Source organism: Microvirga ossetica (assembly GCF_002741015.1).
Classification (GTDB): Bacteria; Pseudomonadota; Alphaproteobacteria; order Rhizobiales; family Beijerinckiaceae; genus Microvirga; species Microvirga ossetica.
Map to the genome: position 1 here is coordinate 760,750 of NZ_CP016617.1, position 19,843 is coordinate 780,592.

23 protein-coding genes and 1 pseudogene are annotated in these 19,843 nt (G+C 60.1%); 7 read left to right on the forward strand and 17 right to left on the reverse strand.

The genetic code is table 11. From position 1 onward, the window contains the following. Positions 1 to 567: 567 nt before the first annotated feature. From BB934_RS31455 to BB934_RS31480, 5 genes and pseudogenes are all read right to left on the reverse strand, one after another. Entirely contained in the window at positions 568 to 933 is a 366-nt protein-coding gene (locus BB934_RS31455) for a type II toxin-antitoxin system PemK/MazF family toxin (RefSeq protein WP_099513807.1), read from the reverse strand. Then, on the reverse strand, positions 930 to 1,154 hold the full coding sequence (locus BB934_RS31460) for an antitoxin MazE family protein (RefSeq protein WP_099513808.1): 225 nt from the start codon (positions 1,152 to 1,154) through the stop codon (positions 930 to 932). Before BB934_RS31460 ends, BB934_RS31455 begins: the two co-directional genes overlap by 4 nt. A 796-nt stretch (positions 1,155 to 1,950) precedes the next feature. Further along, a complete protein-coding gene (locus BB934_RS31465; RefSeq protein ID WP_099513809.1) occupies positions 1,951 to 2,205 on the reverse strand; it encodes a type II toxin-antitoxin system PemK/MazF family toxin in 255 nt (84 codons plus the stop codon). Positions 2,206 to 3,355: 1,150 nt separating this feature from the next. Next, positions 3,356 to 3,808: pseudogene (locus tag BB934_RS31475) on the reverse strand (LLM class oxidoreductase); the annotation flags it as partial. A 141-nt stretch (positions 3,809 to 3,949) separates the two neighbouring features. Then, entirely contained in the window at positions 3,950 to 5,107 is a 1,158-nt protein-coding gene (locus tag BB934_RS31480) for a hypothetical protein (protein ID WP_099513810.1), read from the reverse strand. Positions 5,108 to 5,372: 265 nt separating this feature from the next. Between BB934_RS31480 and BB934_RS31485 the strand changes: the two genes are divergently transcribed. Continuing rightward, a complete protein-coding gene (locus BB934_RS31485; RefSeq protein ID WP_157934437.1) occupies positions 5,373 to 5,732 on the forward strand; it encodes a DUF3572 domain-containing protein in 360 nt (119 codons plus the stop codon). Between the two features lie 136 nt (positions 5,733 to 5,868). Here the strand turns inward: BB934_RS31485 and BB934_RS31490 are convergent, their stop codons facing one another. The 7 genes from BB934_RS31490 to BB934_RS31520 all read right to left on the reverse strand — a co-directional run bounded on the left by BB934_RS31490 (position 5,869) and on the right by BB934_RS31520 (position 10,177). Then, the gene (locus tag BB934_RS31490; protein WP_099513812.1) at positions 5,869 to 6,312 is read right to left on the reverse strand and encodes a PIN domain-containing protein; all 444 of its coding nucleotides are present in this window, start codon (positions 6,310 to 6,312) and stop codon (positions 5,869 to 5,871) included. Beyond that, positions 6,313 to 6,555, reverse strand: coding sequence for a type II toxin-antitoxin system Phd/YefM family antitoxin (locus BB934_RS31495; RefSeq protein WP_099513813.1), 243 nt, complete (start codon positions 6,553 to 6,555; stop codon positions 6,313 to 6,315). 214 nt (positions 6,556 to 6,769) lie between these two features. Beyond that, positions 6,770 to 7,105: a hemolysin III family protein gene (locus BB934_RS31500; RefSeq protein ID WP_099513814.1), complete on the reverse strand. Its 336-nt coding sequence runs from the start codon at positions 7,103 to 7,105 to the stop codon at positions 6,770 to 6,772. A gap of 180 nt (positions 7,106 to 7,285) precedes the next feature. Then, on the reverse strand, positions 7,286 to 7,513 hold the full coding sequence (locus tag BB934_RS31505) for a hypothetical protein (protein ID WP_099513815.1): 228 nt from the start codon (positions 7,511 to 7,513) through the stop codon (positions 7,286 to 7,288). A gap of 111 nt (positions 7,514 to 7,624) precedes the next feature. Continuing rightward, entirely contained in the window at positions 7,625 to 8,275 is a 651-nt protein-coding gene (locus tag BB934_RS31510) for an IS630 family transposase (RefSeq protein WP_237050355.1), read from the reverse strand. Continuing rightward, positions 8,164 to 8,586, reverse strand: a complete 423-nt coding sequence (locus tag BB934_RS31515) for a helix-turn-helix domain-containing protein (RefSeq protein WP_099510510.1) — start codon at positions 8,584 to 8,586, stop codon at positions 8,164 to 8,166. The genes BB934_RS31510 and BB934_RS31515 overlap by 112 nt, the downstream gene beginning before the upstream one ends. 292 nt (positions 8,587 to 8,878) lie before the next feature. Further along, positions 8,879 to 10,177: an ISNCY family transposase gene (locus BB934_RS31520; protein WP_099513774.1), complete on the reverse strand. Its 1,299-nt coding sequence runs from the start codon at positions 10,175 to 10,177 to the stop codon at positions 8,879 to 8,881. A 164-nt stretch (positions 10,178 to 10,341) separates the two neighbouring features. On the opposite strand from BB934_RS31520, the gene BB934_RS31525 reads away from it, so the two are divergent. After that, positions 10,342 to 10,800 carry a site-specific integrase gene (locus BB934_RS31525; RefSeq protein ID WP_237050402.1) on the forward strand — a complete coding sequence of 153 codons (459 nt, stop codon included), beginning with the start codon at positions 10,342 to 10,344 and terminating at the stop codon, positions 10,798 to 10,800. A gap of 64 nt (positions 10,801 to 10,864) precedes the next feature. On the opposite strand, the gene BB934_RS31530 is transcribed toward BB934_RS31525, so the two are convergent. Next, positions 10,865 to 11,212 carry a hypothetical protein gene (locus BB934_RS31530; RefSeq protein ID WP_099513816.1) on the reverse strand — a complete coding sequence of 116 codons (348 nt, stop codon included), beginning with the start codon at positions 11,210 to 11,212 and terminating at the stop codon, positions 10,865 to 10,867. Positions 11,213 to 11,311: 99 nt separating this feature from the next. Further along, positions 11,312 to 11,530: a hypothetical protein gene (locus BB934_RS31535; protein WP_157934438.1), complete on the reverse strand. Its 219-nt coding sequence runs from the start codon at positions 11,528 to 11,530 to the stop codon at positions 11,312 to 11,314. 293 nt (positions 11,531 to 11,823) lie between these two features. On the opposite strand from BB934_RS31535, the gene BB934_RS31540 reads away from it, so the two are divergent. Continuing rightward, positions 11,824 to 12,357 (forward strand): hypothetical protein, encoded by a 534-nt coding sequence (locus BB934_RS31540; protein ID WP_099513818.1) that lies wholly within the window; start codon positions 11,824 to 11,826, stop codon positions 12,355 to 12,357. Between the two features lie 302 nt (positions 12,358 to 12,659). Here BB934_RS31540 and minD read toward each other — a convergent pair whose 3' ends face one another. After that, positions 12,660 to 13,520 carry a septum site-determining protein MinD gene (gene minD / locus BB934_RS31545; protein WP_099513819.1) on the reverse strand — a complete coding sequence of 287 codons (861 nt, stop codon included), beginning with the start codon at positions 13,518 to 13,520 and terminating at the stop codon, positions 12,660 to 12,662. A gap of 857 nt (positions 13,521 to 14,377) precedes the next feature. Between minD and BB934_RS31550 the strand changes: the two genes are divergently transcribed. Beyond that, positions 14,378 to 14,659, forward strand: coding sequence for a hypothetical protein (locus tag BB934_RS31550; RefSeq protein ID WP_157934439.1), 282 nt, complete (start codon positions 14,378 to 14,380; stop codon positions 14,657 to 14,659). A 156-nt stretch (positions 14,660 to 14,815) separates the two neighbouring features. After that, positions 14,816 to 15,505 carry a site-2 protease family protein gene (locus BB934_RS31555; RefSeq protein WP_099513821.1) on the forward strand — a complete coding sequence of 230 codons (690 nt, stop codon included), beginning with the start codon at positions 14,816 to 14,818 and terminating at the stop codon, positions 15,503 to 15,505. A 266-nt stretch (positions 15,506 to 15,771) separates the two neighbouring features. On the opposite strand, the gene BB934_RS31560 is transcribed toward BB934_RS31555, so the two are convergent. After that, complete coding sequence (locus tag BB934_RS31560; RefSeq protein WP_418294770.1) at positions 15,772 to 16,656, reverse strand: lytic transglycosylase domain-containing protein; 885 nt, start codon at positions 16,654 to 16,656, stop codon at positions 15,772 to 15,774. A gap of 228 nt (positions 16,657 to 16,884) precedes the next feature. Here BB934_RS31560 and BB934_RS31565 point away from each other — a divergent pair, with 228 nt between their 5' ends. Continuing rightward, positions 16,885 to 17,523 carry a hypothetical protein gene (locus tag BB934_RS31565; RefSeq protein ID WP_099513822.1) on the forward strand — a complete coding sequence of 213 codons (639 nt, stop codon included), beginning with the start codon at positions 16,885 to 16,887 and terminating at the stop codon, positions 17,521 to 17,523. A gap of 487 nt (positions 17,524 to 18,010) precedes the next feature. Here BB934_RS31565 and BB934_RS31570 read toward each other — a convergent pair whose 3' ends face one another. Continuing rightward, the gene (locus BB934_RS31570) at positions 18,011 to 19,078 is read right to left on the reverse strand and encodes an IS110 family RNA-guided transposase (RefSeq protein ID WP_099509475.1); all 1,068 of its coding nucleotides are present in this window, start codon (positions 19,076 to 19,078) and stop codon (positions 18,011 to 18,013) included. A 269-nt stretch (positions 19,079 to 19,347) separates the two neighbouring features. Here BB934_RS31570 and BB934_RS31575 point away from each other — a divergent pair, with 269 nt between their 5' ends. Further along, entirely contained in the window at positions 19,348 to 19,788 is a 441-nt protein-coding gene (locus BB934_RS31575; protein WP_099513823.1) for a hypothetical protein, read from the forward strand. Positions 19,789 to 19,843: the final 55 nt, after the last annotated feature.

Sequence of the window (19,843 nt, forward strand, 5' to 3'; positions counted from 1 at the left end):
CGCAAGACATCTAATAGGGTAGCCGTCTCGGGCTCACCAAGGCCTGTGAGCCCTTGTTGCTTGCTAGACAGTGCATGGCACCAAACTCCTCGTATCGCGGCCTCCACGGTCCCTTAGCACCTAACCAATGGCGACCGGGGTAAAAGCAGGGGTCCTTTGTTGCCGAAGGATCAAAACTCCGAGATCAAAGGCCGCGCTGTTCTCGCTTTTTTGACCGAAGCGCGCCGGAGGTGGCGGAAGTCAGCGATGAACAAGGCCCCGGATGCTTGGGGGCACCACTCCGAGCCGAAAGAGATCTCGATATGCGGATCAGTCGACGTGAGATCGTGCCGTCTTTCGACCACCTCAAAAAGGAACGGAGAGGGAAGTTCTCAAAAGCCCCTGAGAAGTGCGATCTGACCCCCAGAAGGAGCCATTACAGACCTTCAGAAAAATAGGCTCAATACCGCAAACGTTGTGGGTCGCTTTTGGACGCCACAACGTTAGCTTCGCTCCTTCGAGTGTTTTTCAAAAACGTTGCAATCAATTGCAACGGCAGCAGGGCATTCTTTGGTGGCCGAGAAGAGATCACCCAGTTCGTTCGGCTGGTGGCTTCGTCCGCGGCGACACCGCCAGTCCGAGAAAGACGAGCATGGCCTGGTTGAGTCGCAAAAGATCCTCGTCATCGAGCCTGCCGATGCGGGCGCCAACCTTGGATTTCGGAATCGTGGTGATCTTGTCCACCATCATGTGGCAAGGGGCCCGCAGTCCATTGCGCGCACTCGGCTCAACGAACAGGCGAAACAAGGGCGCCTCCGTCGGATCCGTGGTGAAGGCGCAGATGGTGATGGAATCCGTTCCGTCGAAGCTGTCGTCCTGGACGAGGACAACAGGCCGCGGCTTGCCCGCGTAGTCCTTGCCCCCTGAGACCGTCCAGATATCCCCGCGTCTCATTCATCGTCCCAGTCTGACACGGCATCGATAAACGCCTGGTCGTCCCTGGCATGCCCGCTGGCGGCGACCGCCACGGACTGACGATGAGCCTCGGACTTGAAGGCGGGCGCGCGCATATCGGGCACCCAGATCTGGATCGGGCGCAGCCCTTGTCGGCGCAGACGCTCACGATGCTGACGCACCTTCTCGCGGGACGGTCTGGATTTTGCTGGCGCGGCCATGGGCTCCTCGTTGGTTACATGTAACCTACCATATTCCGGCGCCCCCGCCTAGGCTTTGGTCCTGCATCCGTAAATCGAAACTCCCCGAAGACTGTGTGCCTCTCAGGTGCAACGACCATTTCCGAAGGAGACCCGTTACATTGTCTCATATTCCCAGGAGAATAAATTAGGCTCAATACCTCAAACTATCCGCGCTCTGCGGCGCCCAGAAAGGTTGCTGGGCCCCTTCGAGCCATTTTCAGGCGCGCGTTGGCAACGCCGCGCAACGGCATCAAGGGGATTTTGCTCGACAGCAACTTACATCGGACGATGGAATGCGAGATATCCTGAGCAAAATGTTTGGCTGGACCTCGCGGTGCGCATCTGACTCGTTGAATGACCAGCGGGCGAAGCATCTTTTTTGATCGGCAAGGAAACTCAGCAGAAACGCGTTCGTTACCTCGATCGTTGATAGACGCAAGTCCTTAACCAGCCGGTCCTGCATCGTGCCGAAGGTCAAGAACGATGATCCCAAGGAGACCACCACCGTTTCCGGCAAAACAGACTCGTTTCGGGTCTCAGAGGGTTGTCAAAATAAAATAGGCTCAATACCTCAGTTTTTGTGCACCCCTCCGGATCGGGTAAAAACTACTTCGCTCCAGCGCGTTTTTCAGGCTCGTTGCAAACGTTTGCAACGGCCGTGCGGCGCTCCATGTCTCGGGCTATGGCTTCGTCAGCCCAGGGCATGCCGCCAGTCCGAGAAAACGAGAGTGGCCTGATTGAGCCGCAAGAGATTCTCATCATTGAGCCGGCCGACCTAGGCGCCCATCTTCGATTTCGGGACCGTGGTAATCTTGTCGACCATCATGCGGCAGGCAGTGCGCAGGCCGTTGCGCGCGCTCGGCTCTACCGGAAGGCGGAATAAGGGGGCTTCGGTCGGGTCCGTGGTGAAGACGCAGTTCGTGATCGAATCTGTTCCGTCGAAGCTGTCGTCCTGGACCACGACGACAGGACGTGGCTTGCCCGCGTAATTCTTGCCTCCGGAGACCGTCCAGTTCTCTCCCCGTCTCATTCCTCGTCCCAGTCTGACACGGCATCGATAAACACCTGGTTGTCCCTGGCATGCGTCTGGTGGCCACAGCGAGGGATTCGCGATGTGCCTCGGACTTGAAGGCAGGCGCGTGCGTATCGGGCACCCAGATCTCTGGATCGGGCGCATCTTTGCTGGCGCAGGCGCTCGCGATGCTCCCGCACCTTCTCGCGGGACGGTCTGGACTTTGCCGTCGCGACCATGACGGGATCTCCCTGCTAGTTACATGTAACCTATTACGATCGACGGCTCGGGCCGGGGCTCTTTAACCCCGTCGCTTGCAATGCTCCGAAGAAGGTTCCAAAGGACAATTTCTCGCCGAGGACGCAACGGCGGTTTTCGAGAAGCGAGACCCGTTTACAGGCCTCGACGCTCAAAAATAAATCAGGCTCAATACCTCAAAGGTGACGCACCCCTTCGTGCGCATACTGATGCTGGGCTCAGTCAGGCCTTTTCAGACGTGCTGTTGGCAACGCCGCGCAACGTTTTGCGAGACGGCTTTTAGCGCGTCCACAAGGGGCAGGGCCCTTTGCACCCGCCAGAAGCTGTTCGTGCGCTCGGAAATTGTTATCGCCCACGACGCGCAGGTGATCCGAAGTGGGTGTAAGTCGTCAGGGCTCACCCGCTTTGTATCGAGCGCTTGGTTCGCGAACGAAATCAATGGGCGGGCGCCGGCGTCTTTAGCAGCGATCTCGACGAACTTCTCCGATGGGGCAACTGCAGGACTCCGGCTCACTTCCGATCGACAAGTGTCTCGCCATTCTTGAACTGCTGGCGGCTTCTCGCAAGTCCGTACGGGACAGCACTGTCTGCGCTCCTTGCAACCGCCCGGGCCAAGCAGGTCGGAGGTACTGATATCCCTTAATGGTTGGTGGAAAGACGTTGCGACGGCGGGCGGAAGCGGAGGCCCAGACGGCGGTGCTGCACCAGATTTATCGGAAGATTTCGAGCTACGCACCAAACAGACTACCGCGCGCAAACTCTTCGGCGCGTCTCGCTGAAGTCCGTTACCGATGATGTCAGCTCCCAAGTCTGCTAGGCCGAAAGTCACGAGGGGAGGAGGGGATGCGCTCGCGTTACGGCGGACAATCTCGACATTCCACATTGCGGCGCAATGGGATGGCGCTGGCGACGCATGCGAAAAACCAATCTCGGCGGCCAGCATGGCGCCGAACGTGCTTGAGCCAAGAATCCATAGCGGCATCTATGTTCCTGCCGCAGGCACCGCTGGAATGCGCTGATCCAGCCCCGCCGGGGCGAGAAACGCCTGCAGCTTGAGAACATCCTGCGGAAAGTGCTCGGCGGGGCGAACGGCGCAGCGCGCGGAGAGTGTTCTTGTCGGTTCCGGGTACGCGACCGAGCCCCAGTTCGATGCGACCGGGAAACAGGCGCGCCAACGTTCCGAATTGCTCGGCGATGACGAGGGATGTCAACGCACTGGCGATGCCCGGATATTGTGACGCTCGGCGCCCCAGATGTGTCGATAACCCCGCTCATCCGCATGCCGCGCCAGATCGCGGGCATTGTCGAGCGCCCCGCGTACGTCGACGTTCTGTTTCCATGCCATGACGGCTTCGCCCGTCATGGCTCATGACGACCCATAACTTGTCAGCCAGCTCCGGGGACCGGAGTAGCGGACAACGGTGCTTGGGGCGTGATGGCGCGCCTCCATAAGCAAAATTTCGACAAGAAACTCTCCCCTCGCTCCCCCGTGACGAATCAGGCCTCACGCCTGTCCACGTCCTCCCATCAGGCGCAGGGAGGCGTCAGAGCCGGTGACTTTGGGCTGGTCGAGGTTCAGGTTGCCGAGCTTCCAGGATTGAAGCACCACAGAGGTCTCACCCATCGCTTTCGGCTTCACACCACCGTCCAGGGCACGCTGAATCGTCAGCACCTTACCACTCCAGTCCAGCAGGAGCCGATCTTCCGGACCAAACCCTGCACGGTCCCACAACTCTCGCGGCAGGCGGATGGAGGTGTAGAACCTGTCCGAACGCTTGGCGTCTGGGATCGATTTCACCACGACAGGCGCGGAGCCCACCGTACGGGCTTTGTCCTCACTTTGGTTTAGACGCGCCTTCGGCTTCTCGCGCCCTTTGGCCTTGGATGTCACGAGGGGCCCTGGTTCTAAGCTAACGTCCGTATCCTGCTGTTTGACAGGTTCAGTCTCTCGCGTGAGCGGCTTTTCTGCCTTGGTGGGCTCTCGCTCGGGAGCGGAGGCGCTTGGAACCGACTGGATCGCGCGGACGACGTCTCTGAAGCCGCCGGAGATACCTTCAGCTGTTCGAACCATCAGAGGTGCGAACCGTGCGATGGCCTCGATTTGCTGACTGCCAAGAGCTACCAGCTGGCCCATCTGCTCGGCCATAAGCTCCATGGTCGAGCGAAGACCTTTCAACTCGGCGGCCATGCCCGTCAGGGCTTGTTCCACCTCTGGCGACAGGGCAGGCGCCGATCCGGTCTGCAGGGGTGCCTCCGGAGCAGGGGGACGAGGCGACGGCACGGGCTTGGGGCGGAAGACCTCCGCAGCGAGCGCCTCGGGCTTGCCCAAGTGGCGCGCCAGGATGTCAGCCGTATCTCGGGTCCGCTTGTCCGCTGGGGCGGTCGGGCGACTTGAAGGGTTCGCAGCCTCTGTCGACCGATGACGCTGAGCCTCGCGGGGTTTTGTCAGGCAAGCCGGACACAGATCGTAGGCGCGATCGCGTCCGAGAAGCCAGCCGCGGTCCTTGAAGTAGCCTTTGATGAAGTCATCACCTACAGACTTGCTGGATTCGTAGGTGTCCGTCTTATGGCACCCGGAGCATCGGGCGGTAAAACGGTACTGGGAGGGTGCCCCACCACTGCGGGTAATCTGCGGCTCGAACTGACGTGCGATGCCGGGCATCTGGCAAATCCTGATCGTTAGAAAAGATCTTCAGGCGGGGGACGCGGTGTGCTGATCCCTTCACCCAGAGAAGCAAAGTGTGGCAATCACAGCGGATTAACATCTGTCCCGCCAAATGCCAACCGGTCGGTTCGGGTATGCCGTATCGGTGAGGAAGGGAACAGCGTAGGCACACTTCCAAGCTTACCCGAAGCCGCTATAATCATGGGACGGCTGCTATCGAATACTCTTGTGCCGGCTGATGTGGGGGATGGTGGAAGTTGACATGACCGAGACATTCCAAGGAAGGGTTATTGCAGGCCGAGGCGATGCCGAGAGTATCGCCATCCAAGTCCTGAACTTCATCGTCGTGGATGTCGATCGGATCATCCAGTTCCTCAATATCACTGGGCTCCAGCCTGAGACGATCCGCGCGTCGGCAAGATCATCGCAATTCCTGCTGGGCGTCCTTGAGTATGTGGCAAAGGACGATGACCTCCTGAAGGCGATCGATCACGAGCTAAAGATTCGGCCAGCCGCGATCCTGGCGGCTATCGTGCATCTGTCGCCGGAGCCCGAGGAAAAGCCGCTCGATAAGAAAGTCGCTTCAACTCCTCAACTGCCGAGGCGCAACCTGTTCCAATAAAAAGGCAGCTAGCCAGATCACGGCTCGGGCTCACTTCTGATAACCGGCACTTATCAGGTGTGAGACATGTGCTTGGCTACCTCCCGGATCCAAGGCAGGGGCTGCTGAGATTGGAGGAGCAACGCAGGACCTGTCATCAAGGAAGCGATGGAAGCTGTCTGAATGGATCAAGGCAAGCAATACCGAGCGGCTCGAAATGCTTCAGATTACGCGTCAGCACTGTGAGCCCATGAGCCTTCGCCGTGCCGGCGATGGCAACATCCGCCCATCCAGGCGATTGACCAATGCTGCGAGCCTTGTCGAGAAGCCGTCCGGCAGCCCTGGCCGCCGCGCCATCAAAAGGCAGGATGCGAGGTCCGTAAAGATGTTCGACCGCGGCCCACCATGCTTCCAGATTGCTGGCCTTTGTCGTGGCTCCTTCACGTAGAGCTTTTACAATGCCCGCGATCACCTCTCCTGTTGTGACAACCGAGATAAACAGCTTTGGGGACATGGCATCCATCCACCTGACGAGTTCGTCTGGAGGGAAGCTTTTGGATGGTGCTCTGGCGGAAATAACGTTCGTGTCGACCAGATACACCTAAAACTCCTCAGACCGATGCGGGGGCTCGTGCCGCTCGGGAAGGTCGCCTTCTTCGATCGGCGCTGACATGAGCAGCTTACCAAACGACGGAACGGTCGAAAGGCGCCGAAACTCGTCCCAGGAAATGAGAACCGCTTCCTTTCGACCGTGGCGGGTGATCACGATCTCTTCACCGGCGGCTGCGCGGTCAACGATGGCGGACAGAGATGCCTTAGCGTCCTTGAGCTGAACCTCGTGCATAATATTACCTCTCTCGCCAATATGACTACAGTGGTCATATTGGACGAATCTCCATGGTTGTCAATGGTCAGGTGCTTTGGTGTCAGATCTCCATTGGCGAAGGGGTAATGGGCAACCTAAGCCACTGAGCTGAAGGAAGGATTCTTTGTCGGGCCAGTTTAGAAAAGGTGTTGGAAGGGCACACGCGAACTTGACCGCAGATTAGCCTAGGCAACTATGCATCCTGCACTAAAACGACAGCCGATAGCACCGCGCCATAATGGCATGCTGTCGCCAAGAGAACGAAGGCATGCCAGATCGCGTTTTGGAAGCGAAGGCTCTCCCACACGTGAAAAATGACACCGGTCGTGTAGAGCAGCGCCCCGGCGCCGAGCAGCCAAAGGGTTACAATCGGAAATGTTAGGATGTCGTCCCACAGGACGATGCCGCTCCAGCCGATCAAAAGGTAGAGAATGATCGAAAAGCGATCGAAGCACCCCGGCATCGCAATGGCCCAGAGTTCAGCACGATCATACTCGAAGCGCCCAGCAGTTGGTCGGTGCAAGTTCATTCCCCGCAGCAAACTCCTGCTGCGTGTATCTGTTGATTGAGGACGGAAGCGGGCAGACCTGACGGCGGGTGCATCTAGCCGTCGGCTCCACGCATTCGGGCACTCGGAAAAGTGAAACCAAAGGCCCCGCCCAAGTCGAGTGGAAACTTCCGCCGTCGCTGAACTTTTGATCCCAACACCTCACAGGTCGTTTGCGGCCTGAAAGCCTCGACAGGCCACAACCTGCGGATCCGGCATTCTTTCGAGCCGTGCCGCATAGGTTTCATCGTCCTCACCGATTCTCTGCGGGTACTTCCCGACTTTGAGGAGGAACTTCAGCGCGACCTCGCTAGAGCACCCGTACTGTTGAGCGAACTGCCGAACCAAGGACATCGTTTGGTCGTCGATCCGCGTAAAGCTCTCGATCAAAGCCGTTGCTCCGGAGCTGACTTGTCCAAAGCGAGTATGCAGGTTCGCGGGGCGAGGGGGAAGCCAGTGGCAATAGCGCGATGTAAGCGTGTCCCTAAAGCGCTTTTGGGATCAGTGTAGGGCATAGCCGGCATGCCTGATCCAGCCTCGGGCATCCTTTGCGGTGATGGTGTCGAGGGCGGGTTTGAGTTCCGCTTCCAAAGCTTCAAGAGTGCGAGGCGCTTTCGCCTTGAGCCGCTCTTTCATCTTGGCCCAGGCGGGCTCGATCGGGTTGAACTCCGGGGAATAGCGCGGCAGGTACAAAAGCCCGATCCCGGCCTGCGCGAGCAGGTCTCGCACTTCTGTGGCCCGATGCGGGCGCAGGTTGTCCAACACCAGAATGGCATCCGGCTTGGTGCGTTTGAGAGCCGGTACCAGGATTTGCTCGAGATAGGCCAAAAGCACGGAGGTCGAGGTCGAGGCCTCGATGCTCATCGTAGCGACCAGGCCCTCACAGGCGAGTGCGCCCAAGACCGTCAGCCGCTGCCACGAGCCGAGCGGGATGGAGCCATAGGCGCGTTGCCCACGTGGCGCTCGCGCATGAGTGCGGGCCATCTTGGTCGTCACTCCGCTCTCATCGAGGAACACCAGGCGTTCCACGGGAAGCTCGCTCATCTGCTGGCGATAGGCCTCGCGCTCGGCGGCAATCTCGGGCCGCTCCTGCTCGGCCGCCCGAAGGGTCTTTTTTTCGGACGCAGCTTGAGCCGCTTGAGCGCCTCGCAGATCACCGCCAGACACACCGTCACGCCCGTTCGCTCGGCCAGGCGCTCGCGGTACTCGCGCAGCAGCGCGTCATTGTCTTCGGCCACGAGCTGACGCAGCACCTCCAGAGCTGCTGCATCCAGGCGCGAGGGCACGCCGCCGCTGTGCGGCTTGGGACAGCGTCGGCCCTCCTCGCGCTCTTGGCGGCGCCAGTTCGAGACGGTGGCGGGGCAGACCTGGAAGCGGCGGGCAATCTCAACCTGAGGAAGGTCGCCACGCGCACAGGCGACAAGAACACGCTCACGCAGATCAGGAGAATAGGGCTGGGGCATGGTTTGCCTCCCGGGCCATATCCCAGTCAACGCACAGACCACCTGAAGCGATTCAAGTCCAGATCAAAAGCGCTTTAACCATCTGAAGCCAGAGCTGAGGGAGCAGTGGGGAGAGCGCCGTTAAATCAGATGCGTTTAGACCGTTAAGCTTTGCATCTACTGTAACGATAAAAATCTCGGCGCAATCCAGAAATGGCACTCCGCGTGCAAAGTTGACATGACACCCTGGGTCTAAAACCGGTTGGGGAGGGCGCCCCGGCGGAGCTGGTCGGGGTTGCTCCGCCGGGGCGCCTTACGGTGTCTTGAACATGTGACGCTCACCCTGCCCCCGCCGGCGCGGCGCCTTGGCCGAGCGCTGCTCGTCCCGCTCCTGCTGACGCTGCGCCACATAGGCCAGCACCTCACTCAGGCGCTTGTTCTCGACAATCGCCGCCTGCGTCACCCGCCGCAGCTTGTCATAGGTGCGGTATGGCAGGTCGACCCCGTTGTGCCGGATCGCCAGCCGTCCGTCCGGATAGTCGATCACCGTCACACGCTGGCGGGCGAGAGGGCGCGTCAGCTCAGTGGGCTCGAGCAGGAACAGCACCTTGTCGTACTGGAGCGTCAGATTGCGGGTGACGGTGCGCTCCTCTTTCCAGGCGAAGATATCCTCCAGCACCATGTCCTGCGGCACCGGACGGTGCGCATCCGAGGGGCTGATGGGCTCCTTGGCGAAACGCCGGTTATGATCGGCCAGGAACCCCGGCAGGAAGGCGTTGGCTGCCTCGATCGTCGATATGCCGGCAAGCCGCATCTCCTTGACCAGGCGATCCTGGAGCGTGCCGAACGAGCGCTCGATGCGGCCCTTGGCAGCCGGCGTGTTGGCGCAGAGGATGTCGATGTTGAGCTCATGCAGGGCGCGTCCGAACTGGGTCATGCCGTCGCCGCCGTCCGCCGCTGTGTTGCTGACCCGGAAGATGGCGTGCTTGTCGGAATAGAAGGCGATCGGGCGGCCATGGGCTGCGACGTATCGATGGGTCTCACGCAGATAATCGAAGGTGGATTCCGAGGGCACGAAAGCCGCATGCATGAGCTGGCTGGTGGCATCATCGATATAAGCCAGAAGCGTGCATTGTGGGCCACGGTTCTCGAACCACCAATGCTTGGAGCCGTCGATCTGGATCAGTTCGCCCCTGCGCTCCCGGCGATTGCGTGGCTGATGAACCGAAGGAAGGCGTCGGCGGCGATCCAGCCACAGACCGTCTTCGATCATCCATTTGCGGACCGTCTCTCGGGACACGGGACAACCATGGGTCTCCCGCAGCTTCTCAGTAGCCAGCGTCGGACCGAAGTCTGGATAGCGCTCCTTGATGATCGTCATGACCAAGTCGCGGACTGACGCGGGAAGCCGGTTGTTGCCGGGCTGGCCGCGCCGCTTCGACACGAGGCAGACAGCTCCATGCTGCCGGAAGCCCTTCAACAGCCGGAAGACCTGTCGGCGTTTGAGCCGGAGCAGGCCGCAAGCGTCCCGAACGGTCACCCGACGGGCTTCTAAATCCATCAGCACATCCAGCCGGGAAAACTCCTTGGCGCTCATCGACACCACCGTCATACGGCACGTCCTCCTGCAGCCCCGAAAAGCAGGAGAGTGCCATTTGAACTTTGCAGAGGGGTGTCATCTCTATATTGCGTCTACAAGAGGTATTCGCATAAGGAGACTTTTGACAAGAAGTCGGTAACCCTTGCTGTGGCAGGGTCCTCTCACGGGAGGATCTCATGCGTGCAAACCACCGGCTAGCCCAGCTCTGGCTCGATGCTCTGACAACCGAGCTTGGGGCATCTGCCGGCACCATCGACACCTACACCGATGACCTGAACTGCTATCTTGTCTGGCTGGATGAGAACAGCCTTGGCCACGACGAGGTCAGTTTGGAGCCGATCCGCGACCACATCGCAGCTATCGATCCGCGCGGCTATGCCGGATCAACCATGGCCCGACGCATCACGGTGGCGCGCGGCCTGCACAAGTTTCTGATTGCTGAGGACCTCGGTTTGCGCGATCCCACATCCAATCTGTCGTCCATGCGCCGTTCCCGGAAGCTGCCCTTCGTCCTGTCCATCGCCGAGACAGAAGCGCTCTTGGAGACTGCCCACAGGCTTGAGGCCGATCCCTCGGTGGGACTTTATCGTCAGGCCGGCTATGCTCGACGAGCCGCTCTGTTCGAGACCCTCTAAGCCTCTGGTATGCGCATCAGCGAAGGAGGGTCGGGCGCTGCAATGATCCCGAGGAGACATTTGATCATCGATTCCGGCACTTTGGGCATGGGCAACCGATCATATCTTGCGCCACGCCATCCCCATCGTCATTGAAGGCGGAAGCCTGGATCACGTAGCCTTCCGCTTCGACCCAGGCGATCATGAACGAGGGTGTCTGCGGGGAGCCGGAGCGGTCGAACATTGCGACACGGTCCTTCTGCAGGGTGAAAGCAATCTTTCTGATCCGCGGCAGATCCACTACGACGCTGGTCTTGGGATAGCGCAGAATGAAATCGACCGGCTCACGCAGATACTCCGTGTTGCCATAGGTCCAGTCGAATTTCGCGTTGTTCAGCAGTTGCTGCATCAGGGCAAAGCGCTCCGGTGTCATGCCGCCTGCTCCATCTGGTCGATGTTGCACTGGTTGACAGTGAAGGTGACCGCGACGATCCACGGGTGATTCGATGCCGACTGCGGTCAGGCTATCCGTTCAGATCCAGGGCAAATACCAGGACGGCAGATTGGTGGTCTCATATTCGACCCCTTTTGCCTCGGCATCGGCCCGGTTGATGTCCTGCAGTTGCTCGAACTTCACATCGGATACGATCAGCGTCAAGCGCGAGGCCCGGCGAGGCATGTGGATAGAGGGGCGCGGCTTCTCGCTGTCCGGATCGGCAACGTTGCCATCGGGCATAGTGCTGTCGATCATGCGCCTGATTGCGCGATGCGGCTGGCTAGTATTGTTGATATGAAATTGCTGACTTGATGCTGGCGACGATACGCGGTGAACTTTGAGCCTCTGGCCTGCCGGCCGCACAAGCAACACTGCAACAAGCCGACCCTGGTCCCGTCGCGCCCAATGCTCTTAATGATTCAATCACCAAACAACCTTGTCCTCCAGTATCTCCAAGGCCAGTGTGATGAGCATGTCGGCTCGTCCATTCTGACCCATGGAGGCAGTTGCCTCGGCACTGTTGCAGTTTCGTTATTGCAGGAGTTTCCATGATCCGAACCTTGGCACCGTTGCTCGGCAACTGGCAGCGGGCTGTGACCGTCATTCTCGGGGTCGGAGCCGCGGCTGGATGGGGCATGCTTGCGGTTTCGAGCCAATCCGCAGTTGAAACCGAACGTCAATTGCAGGAGCGGATCGCCGCACTCCAGGACAGCCAAACGCAGCTGTTGCTGGAGCGGGACCGATCCCAAGTTGCAAGCACGGAACTTGTTCGCCTGCGCAACGAGCTCAGTTCAGCCCAGGATGAAATCGCGCGTCTTGCCCAGAGCCGGACTCAGGCTCAGTTGAAGGAACCTGCGGACAGGCTGCCGCTTGATGCAAGTTCATCCCCGGCACGTCTGTCGCAGAACGGCGTTTCCCAAACAGGCTCCATCCGGGGCTTGCCTCCAACTCCGCCGCAGGCGCCACCACGTCCGGCGCAAGCAGCACCTTCGAAGCCGCAAAGTGGTGTCATGGTCGTTCAGGCTAGCGACAGAAAGCGGCAGGGACCGGAGCAGGCTCCGGTCCTGAAGCCGGGAGGATAGGCCTTCAGGCTTTATCGAGAGCCAGCGTTGAGATTGCCGGCGCTCTTGAGACGCGTCCGGGCACGAGAGGCTGCGCCAACTTGGTCGATTATGCCGCCACCCGGCTTGGGGACGAGGCGCTGGATGATCCCATCTGGGCTGCGCTCGACGGCGTCGTCAATCCATCTAGACACCTAACAATAGCATACAGGGAACCGGCCGGAGATTGCGTCCATGCTCCCAGTGCGGAGGGCCAGCGCCGTGAGCCGTCGAAACCGCGCGTAGGAAAAATAGGGTCAGCGCTTCTGCGACGTTGATGAGGCTTATGCAGCTGTCCGGTTGAACCACCTGCTGATCAGGCTCGGCCTATCGGCTACAACGATGACACTATCCGCGCCGGTCAGTCTCCGCGCTGCTTCAAGGTAGGCCTGAGCCGGTGCACTGCCGGGGCTGCCCAGGGGCACCGGTGCTCCCACGTTTGAGCTGCGCAGCACTTCTCCACTCTCTGGAACGATGCCCAGCAGCGGAATGGAAAGGATCTCCAACACGTTCTCTACCGACATGATCTCGCCGCGCCGGGCACGAACGGGATCATAGCGCGTGAGGAGAAGGTGCTTTTCAATAGGTTGCCCATGCTCCGCCTTGGCCGTCTTGGCATCCAGCATGCCGATGATGCGGTCCGCATCGCGGATCGAGGAAACCTCCGGATTGACGACCACGACGGCCACATCGGCATGCCGCATCGCCAGGATCGCTCCCTTCTCGATCCCGGCCGGACTGTCGCAGATCACCCAGTCGAACTGCGCCCGCAGTTCAGCGATGACGCTCGCAACCCCGTCCTCGGTCAGACTGTCCTTGTCTCGGCTCTGCGAAGCCGGCAGAAGTGCGAGGGTGTCGAGGCGCTTGTCTCGAATGAGCGCTTGAGCGAGCTTGGCCTCGCCCTTGATGACGTTGATCAGATCAAAGACCACGCGTCGCTCGGCACCCATGACCAGATCGAGGTTGCGTAGCCCGACATCGAAATCGACCAGAGCCACCTTCTGCCCGCTCAGTGCCAGCGCAGTGCCCAGTGCTGCTGTGGACGTGGTCTTGCCGACGCCGCCCTTGCCGGAGGTGACGACGAGCACCCTGCCCTGTCGGACTTTTGTCTTTGTCTTGGTGTGCTTTGGCCTTGACTTCTTCATCGCTGGCATCTCTCCAGGGAGACCGTGAGGGGGGCACGGCACCTACAGGCACACGCGTGACCGAGGGGTCATAAGCAAAGAGGAAGCGAACTGGAGCCGTTTCAGCTTTTGGTCCCTCATAGGCATGCCCATTCCGCGCTCAAGATGGTTACCAGGAGGTTAACGATCGACAGGAAGCGCCGATGGCGATTGAGCAAGCGCCTGTTAGTAATCTGTTAACCAAACTGCGGTGAGCATGTTCAGGCAGATCCGGCTCAGGGATCAGCATCGTCCTCCAAAGCAGACGGATGCGGATGGACCGTCTCGTTCTGCTTTGGAGATGTATGGCACCCGTGCAGTGACTAAGGCTTAACCACGATCCCATTCGAGTTTGATCGAAAAAGGACACGCGACGTTCTTCGTCTACGAGCATTTTCGATCTGATCGCCAACAGTCAGTCGAGATCGACACCTCGACTAAACCACACCGTTCAATGTTCTGGGCAACTCGGAGACAGTCATGAAACGGTCTTGCCAACGACGGATCAAGCGGTGGTTTCTTGAAGAGCTGACACGCCGCCTTAAATGGTGCGGCGAGATCCATTCCGATCGGCCCCACTTCCTCGGACCACACGGATCTGGCCTGTCCTCGAGTCCAGCGGAAGGCGTCAGCGAGGGTCGCTCATGACCGCTGCCGTTCGACAGGAGCCATGGACCCGCACTGAGATGAGCCCTGGAATGGTTGGCCTCTTCCGATCAACCAGCGGATGAGGCAGAGGCTGAGACCCCTTCCCTGGCGGATGTTCCGCCGAGTCTAGGAGTTCCTACCTGCGCCAGCAACGGGCGCCGCTGATGACCCAGAGCATCGGGAGGACGCACATGCCTGCCAACACGACACATCATTCTGCGCACATGGGAAATGGCGTTACCCATCTGCAATCATCCGAGCTTCAATCTTTCCTGCAATCGCTCCGGGCAACCCTCGCCGCCATTGACTTCGCGTACGAGAGTGACATGGAGACCGTCAGGAAGAGCTCTGTGGACGAGTTGTTCAAGCAGGCGACGATCCGAAGGCTGCAGGAGCAACATCGGGAGCGGCGCATGCCCTGCGTTGCGCAACTTGAACGCTTGCAGGAGCGCATCCAGGCACGAGCCGCGTGACTGTGCGCTGGAGCCGTTCAACCCCATTCGCTCGTACTGGATGCATCACGTCACAATCGCCAGAGCCTCTCCATCTCGTAGCGTGTCTTGACAGGTTTTCCTCGAAGGCCGAGCCTCACCCATCATGAGCGCTGGCGCAACGGTGAGGATGATTGGTTGGACTTTCCTGGCACCATCTATTCGGCCTCGACTTGGATCGTCCCAATCCTCCTCGCGATTACTTTCCATGAGGCGGCACATGCCTATGCCGCCTGGAAATTGGGGGACGACACGGCCTACCGTCTGGGCCGCGTCACCTTCAATCCGCTGAAGCATGTGGATCTTTTCGGAACGATCCTGCTTCCGGCCCTGCTCTTCCTGACCAAGGCTCCTTTCCTGTTTGGATGGGCGAAGCCTGTTCCCGTGGCGTTCGGGCGTCTGGGCCATCCGCGCCGCGACATGGCGATTGTCGCCATGGCCGGGCCGCTGACGAATGTGTTGCTGGCCTTTGCCTCGGCGGGTTTCCTTCGGATCGTCTGGGTGCTGCCGGAGGCGATTGCACCCTGGCTGGTTCAGACACTCTTTCAGTCGATCCTGCTGAACCTGATCTTGGCAATCTTCAACATGTTTCCCCTGCCGCCTCTAGACGGGGGCCGCATCGCCCTCAGCATTCTGCCGAACGCACTGGCGAGGCCATTTGCCAAGCTGGAGCGGTTCGGCTTCCTGGTTCTGCTCGGGATCATCTTTCTGCTGCCGATGCTTGGCAGATCGCTGGGGACCGACTTGAACATTTTCCGGTGGTTTGTTGCGATCCCGCTAGCATGGCTAATGCCGGTCTTTCGGGCAATCGCTGGAGCACCGCAGTAATGGCTGAAGGTGCAAGGCACCCCTACCCTGTCCTTCGCAGAGCGCGGCGAGAAGCAATCCACGCGGAAATCTTGGCTGCGCCAGAGCAGACACAATCAGCTGAACCGTCGAAGCAAATGGCCATAGTGCAGGGGCACTATCGGTATCGCTCGTGACCCTCTCGCACTGAGCAACGAATGTCATTGACGTAGGAGGCAATGCCTCGGCACTGGCGTGCGATCAATCCGGTGCCATATGCCAGACTGACCGTCGAGATTGCCGTTGCGCTAACGCGAAGCAACCCGACCCTTCGGCATTGCCAGTTTCCATTGGATCGTTCGAGATGACGTCCGGGGCACAAGCCGGGTGAGGCGAGTTTTCTGACGTGCCAGTTCGCCAACTCGATGTTTTTTGCTCCATACTCTGTTGGCTCTTGCAGCCTCGTAGAGTGGACTGAGGCGGATCCGCTCTCTCACATGGGGACGAGAAGCTTTGGAAGCGCTGAACGTACGCTTTGCCGAGCGCACGCGCTGAATGTTGCCACGCGTGCGGATCACCGGCTGTGCAAGCGCCCCAGTTGAAGTTCCAATCTCAGTTCCAACAGCGGCAAGATGCTGGCGAGCCCTTCTACAGTACTCGATGCTGAGGGCGCTCATCTTGTCTGAGCCGTGTCCGGCACGGTACTTCATCAGCGCACGACACAGGTCACCGTCGGCCAACCGCCAGGCTTTGGCCAGATACCCCACGCCATAGCGAAGATTGGTCCTCGGCTCGGCCAGTTCGGCGGAGGTTCCTTGGAACCCCAACAGTGCGGCAGTCTTGGGTCGCACCTGCATGAGACCAATTTCGCCGATGCTGCCAACGGCAGACGGATCGTACCGGCTTTCGATCCGCACCACCGCGTCGACAAGGGCCGGCGGCACCCCGCTGGCTGCGGCCTCCTCGGCGATGGCAGGCAAATACGCGGAGCGATCTTTCAGAGCACGGGAAGGAGAAACAATGTCGAGCATGGCGGATGTTGTGATCGGCTCAAGATCAGGCGGCAGGGGAAGCGACGCAAGCTGCCAATCCACATCGATTTCGAGTCCGTTGAAGTCAGGCTCGGCTGATCCTGAACCTGGAAACAGCACAAGGAACATTGTCGCGCAGGCAACAAGATGCACGCTGAACATAGGCCAAGATCCCTTCAGGGTGGCGCTCTACTCAGCTTTTCGCAAATGTGTTGATGGACCGTTTATCGGCGGCTGTTTCCCAAAGGTAACAGATGCCGCTGATCAGCCGAGGTTCAGACAGCTTTCATGTTTCAGCAGTAACACTACAGGATGTCTGCTCCGCTCTTAACAAGACGGCCACTCCAAGGCTGTGCGGGGAAAGACGTATCGTCAATGTGGCTGGGAAATATGCTTAAGAAAACTGAAGATATACCTATAATCCTGAACAGGAAGCCGGACACGTTTGAGCGGCTGATCGAGCAAGCTCAAGAACCACTTCCAGCTCATGAATTCACTCTCATCGAAACCTTCACGGACCTGATCGAGGAAGGCCTGGCACGGGGATGGATCTATTCGGCCTCCCTGCAGGAGCTGATTGCCGCCATGGATCCGCGGCTGGCCGGCCTTTCCATCGACGCGTTGGCGCAGGTCTTCGACTTCGAGGAGGTGCAGGTCTGGGCCAACTCTACCCGATCAATGCCAATGCGATCGCACGGCGCCGTTGCCGTGCGCAACGCTGCCTTTCTGCTCATCCAGCTCAAGGCGATGGGCTTCTGGGTCGACGATGCGCCGCTCAGCTCCCGGATGAGGCCATTGTTGGCCAGCAAGAAGGTTCTCGTCGGCCGAGAGTTCTACGTCTTCTGGCAGCAGGAGCTTGAGGCCAAGCGCGAGGCGTTCGTCCTCTACAACGGGCCTTCTCCGCAGAACGTGACAATCCAAGAAGTGATCTTGCCTCTGGGACACACCATGCGGATCATTTCCGATGGAACGCGCGCGATCGGCATCGAAGTCACGCCGCCCCGATCGGCAAAGAGCAGCCCGGACTAGCGCTGGCCGACTTACTCGAGATCGACCAGAGGCTGCGAGGTTACGAACTCTGGACAAAGACGGAGATGGCTACGGAGCGAGCCTGCTCTTGCGGTTCATCATGCCCGGAAGAGATGCCGATCCCTGTGAATCCCGTGGAGAACGGGGACAAGCAGGAGAATTCTGATGTTCGTTGTCAATGAGCTTGGACGTGGGTGTGCGATCCCAGGGCAGAAGCCGGGCGCGGCAGGATGGAGCGATTGCGCAGGGCCGGCGGCAGAGCCGTCAAGACGACGGTTGAGCAAACTCTGATGCGCGGGTTGATCACCGCATTTCCGTGTGTTCGTCCGGGGCTGCCTCGATCTGTCAGCGGGCGTCGATGACACATCATCGGCCACACAATTCTCGCGAGGGTTCCCCTCCGAGGCCCTGCCGCCGGCGCTGGGCAACCGCAGATGTCAGTCCAAACTGAGGAGGTCCTCCGCAATGACCGTGAGCTCGTTCGGCTTTATGCGGCCGAGCGCGGCTCGATCTCGCGCCCGATCGCCCACAGGAAGGCCGCCATCAGCCGGCGATACCGCGCGCACAGCCGCACCTGCGCCTTCCAGGCAATGGCCCGCACGATCGCTGGCAAGCCCTCCTGGCGCTCCTGCAGCACGCGGCTCATCCGGGCCGGAAAGCGATAGGTCCAGGCGCCCTCGATCAGCACCCGGCGAACCCGTGGGTTGCCCGCCTTGGTGATGCTGCCGCGCCGCACCCGCTCGCCGGTCGAGCTCTCGCACGGCACCAGACCGAGATAGGCCATCAGCTGGCGCGGGCTCTCGAAGCGGCGTACATCGCCGATCTCGGCTACAAAGGTCACCGCGGTCAGAAGCGCCACCCCACGCAGGGCCTGATAAGCCTCGACCACGGGCGCCATCGACCAGGTCTTGACCACCTCGGCGACTTGCTGGTTCAGGCGCTCCAATCGCGCCTCGGCATCCTCGATCGCCTGCCGGTACTCGCGCAGGACGAGATACTGGGCCGGATGCTCGAAGATGAGTTCGGATAGCCAGCGCGCATGCGCTCGGGTCCAGGGCTTGTGGCCGGAGAAGATCCGTCCATGGCGCAACAGAAACGATTGCAGGTGCTGGCGCTTCTCGCGCAGGTCCGCCATGGCCGCTTCGCGCGCCCGCACCAGCTCGCGCACGGCCTCATGGCCTGGATCCGGCACCCAGATGGCGGTCAGCTCCCCGGCCCGATGCAGCCGGGCCAGGGTCAGGGCATCGCGGCGGTTGGTCTTGACGCGCTCGCCCGGGCGCTTGGGGATCAGCGAAGGCGCAATGACCGCACACTCATGTCCCAGAGCACTGATCTGCCGCTGCAGGCCATAGCCGGTCGGGCCGGCCTCGTAGCAGAACAGCAACTCGCGATGCTTGCCACTGAGCTTACTGACGAGGCGCCGCACTGCCTCGGGCGTGTTGTCGATCTCGCCCAGAAAACGGACTTCACCCTGACGGCCGTCTTCAGCCACGGCGACCGCGATCTTCAGTTTGGACGTATCCAGACCGACAAACACTTTGCTATTCTGCTGCATGGCTCGTCCCCTGTGCGGGAGGCTCGGCGCCGGCCCATCCGGCGCAACCCTCGCTCATCGCATAGTGTGGACGAGCCACCTCCGCCGGCAACGAACATACGGTCTGTCACCAGCCGTTGCTCGCAAAGGTCCAGAACTCCTTCTTGACTCAATGACCGGAAACCTCAGCGGCTCCGGGGGTGCAGGAGCACGGGGATGCGCCTTCCCTCCCCTACACGGACGGCCGGGAGGTGCCCTCCGCGGCCGCCCGATGACGAGAGGAAAAGCCCATGAGCCCGTCGTCACAATGGACTCGGTTCCTCGCCCGCCCTGGCCGCGGTCGACAGCACGTCGTCCGGGATCCTCACGGCGAGCCTCGGATCATCTTTGGCGAAGATGACGGCTCGCGGATCAATGATCGTCTCGCCCGGTATCTTGTTGAGAGCCTGAATGCGGGTCTCGCTCCAGAAGACCCGAACCCGGACGAGGGCTGGTTCGTGGACAGCGTGGGAGACGGCGACGAGCAGGATCGGGTCATTCTCGTTTGCGACCCTGATTTTGAAGTCAGGCTCGAGATCCTCGAGACCGGGAGCCTCGAAGAGGATCGGAGGCTGGGCCGAAGACTTACAGCGCTCATCAACACCTATTTCCTCCAGGACGAAACTTCATATCCGAGCGTGTCGTCTTCCGGCTCTCGGACAGAAAGCGGGCAATCCAACCCCAGACTCTGAGTGCGATAAGCGAGACAATGGCACTTCTTGCCTCATGGAATTTGAGCCTAACTGT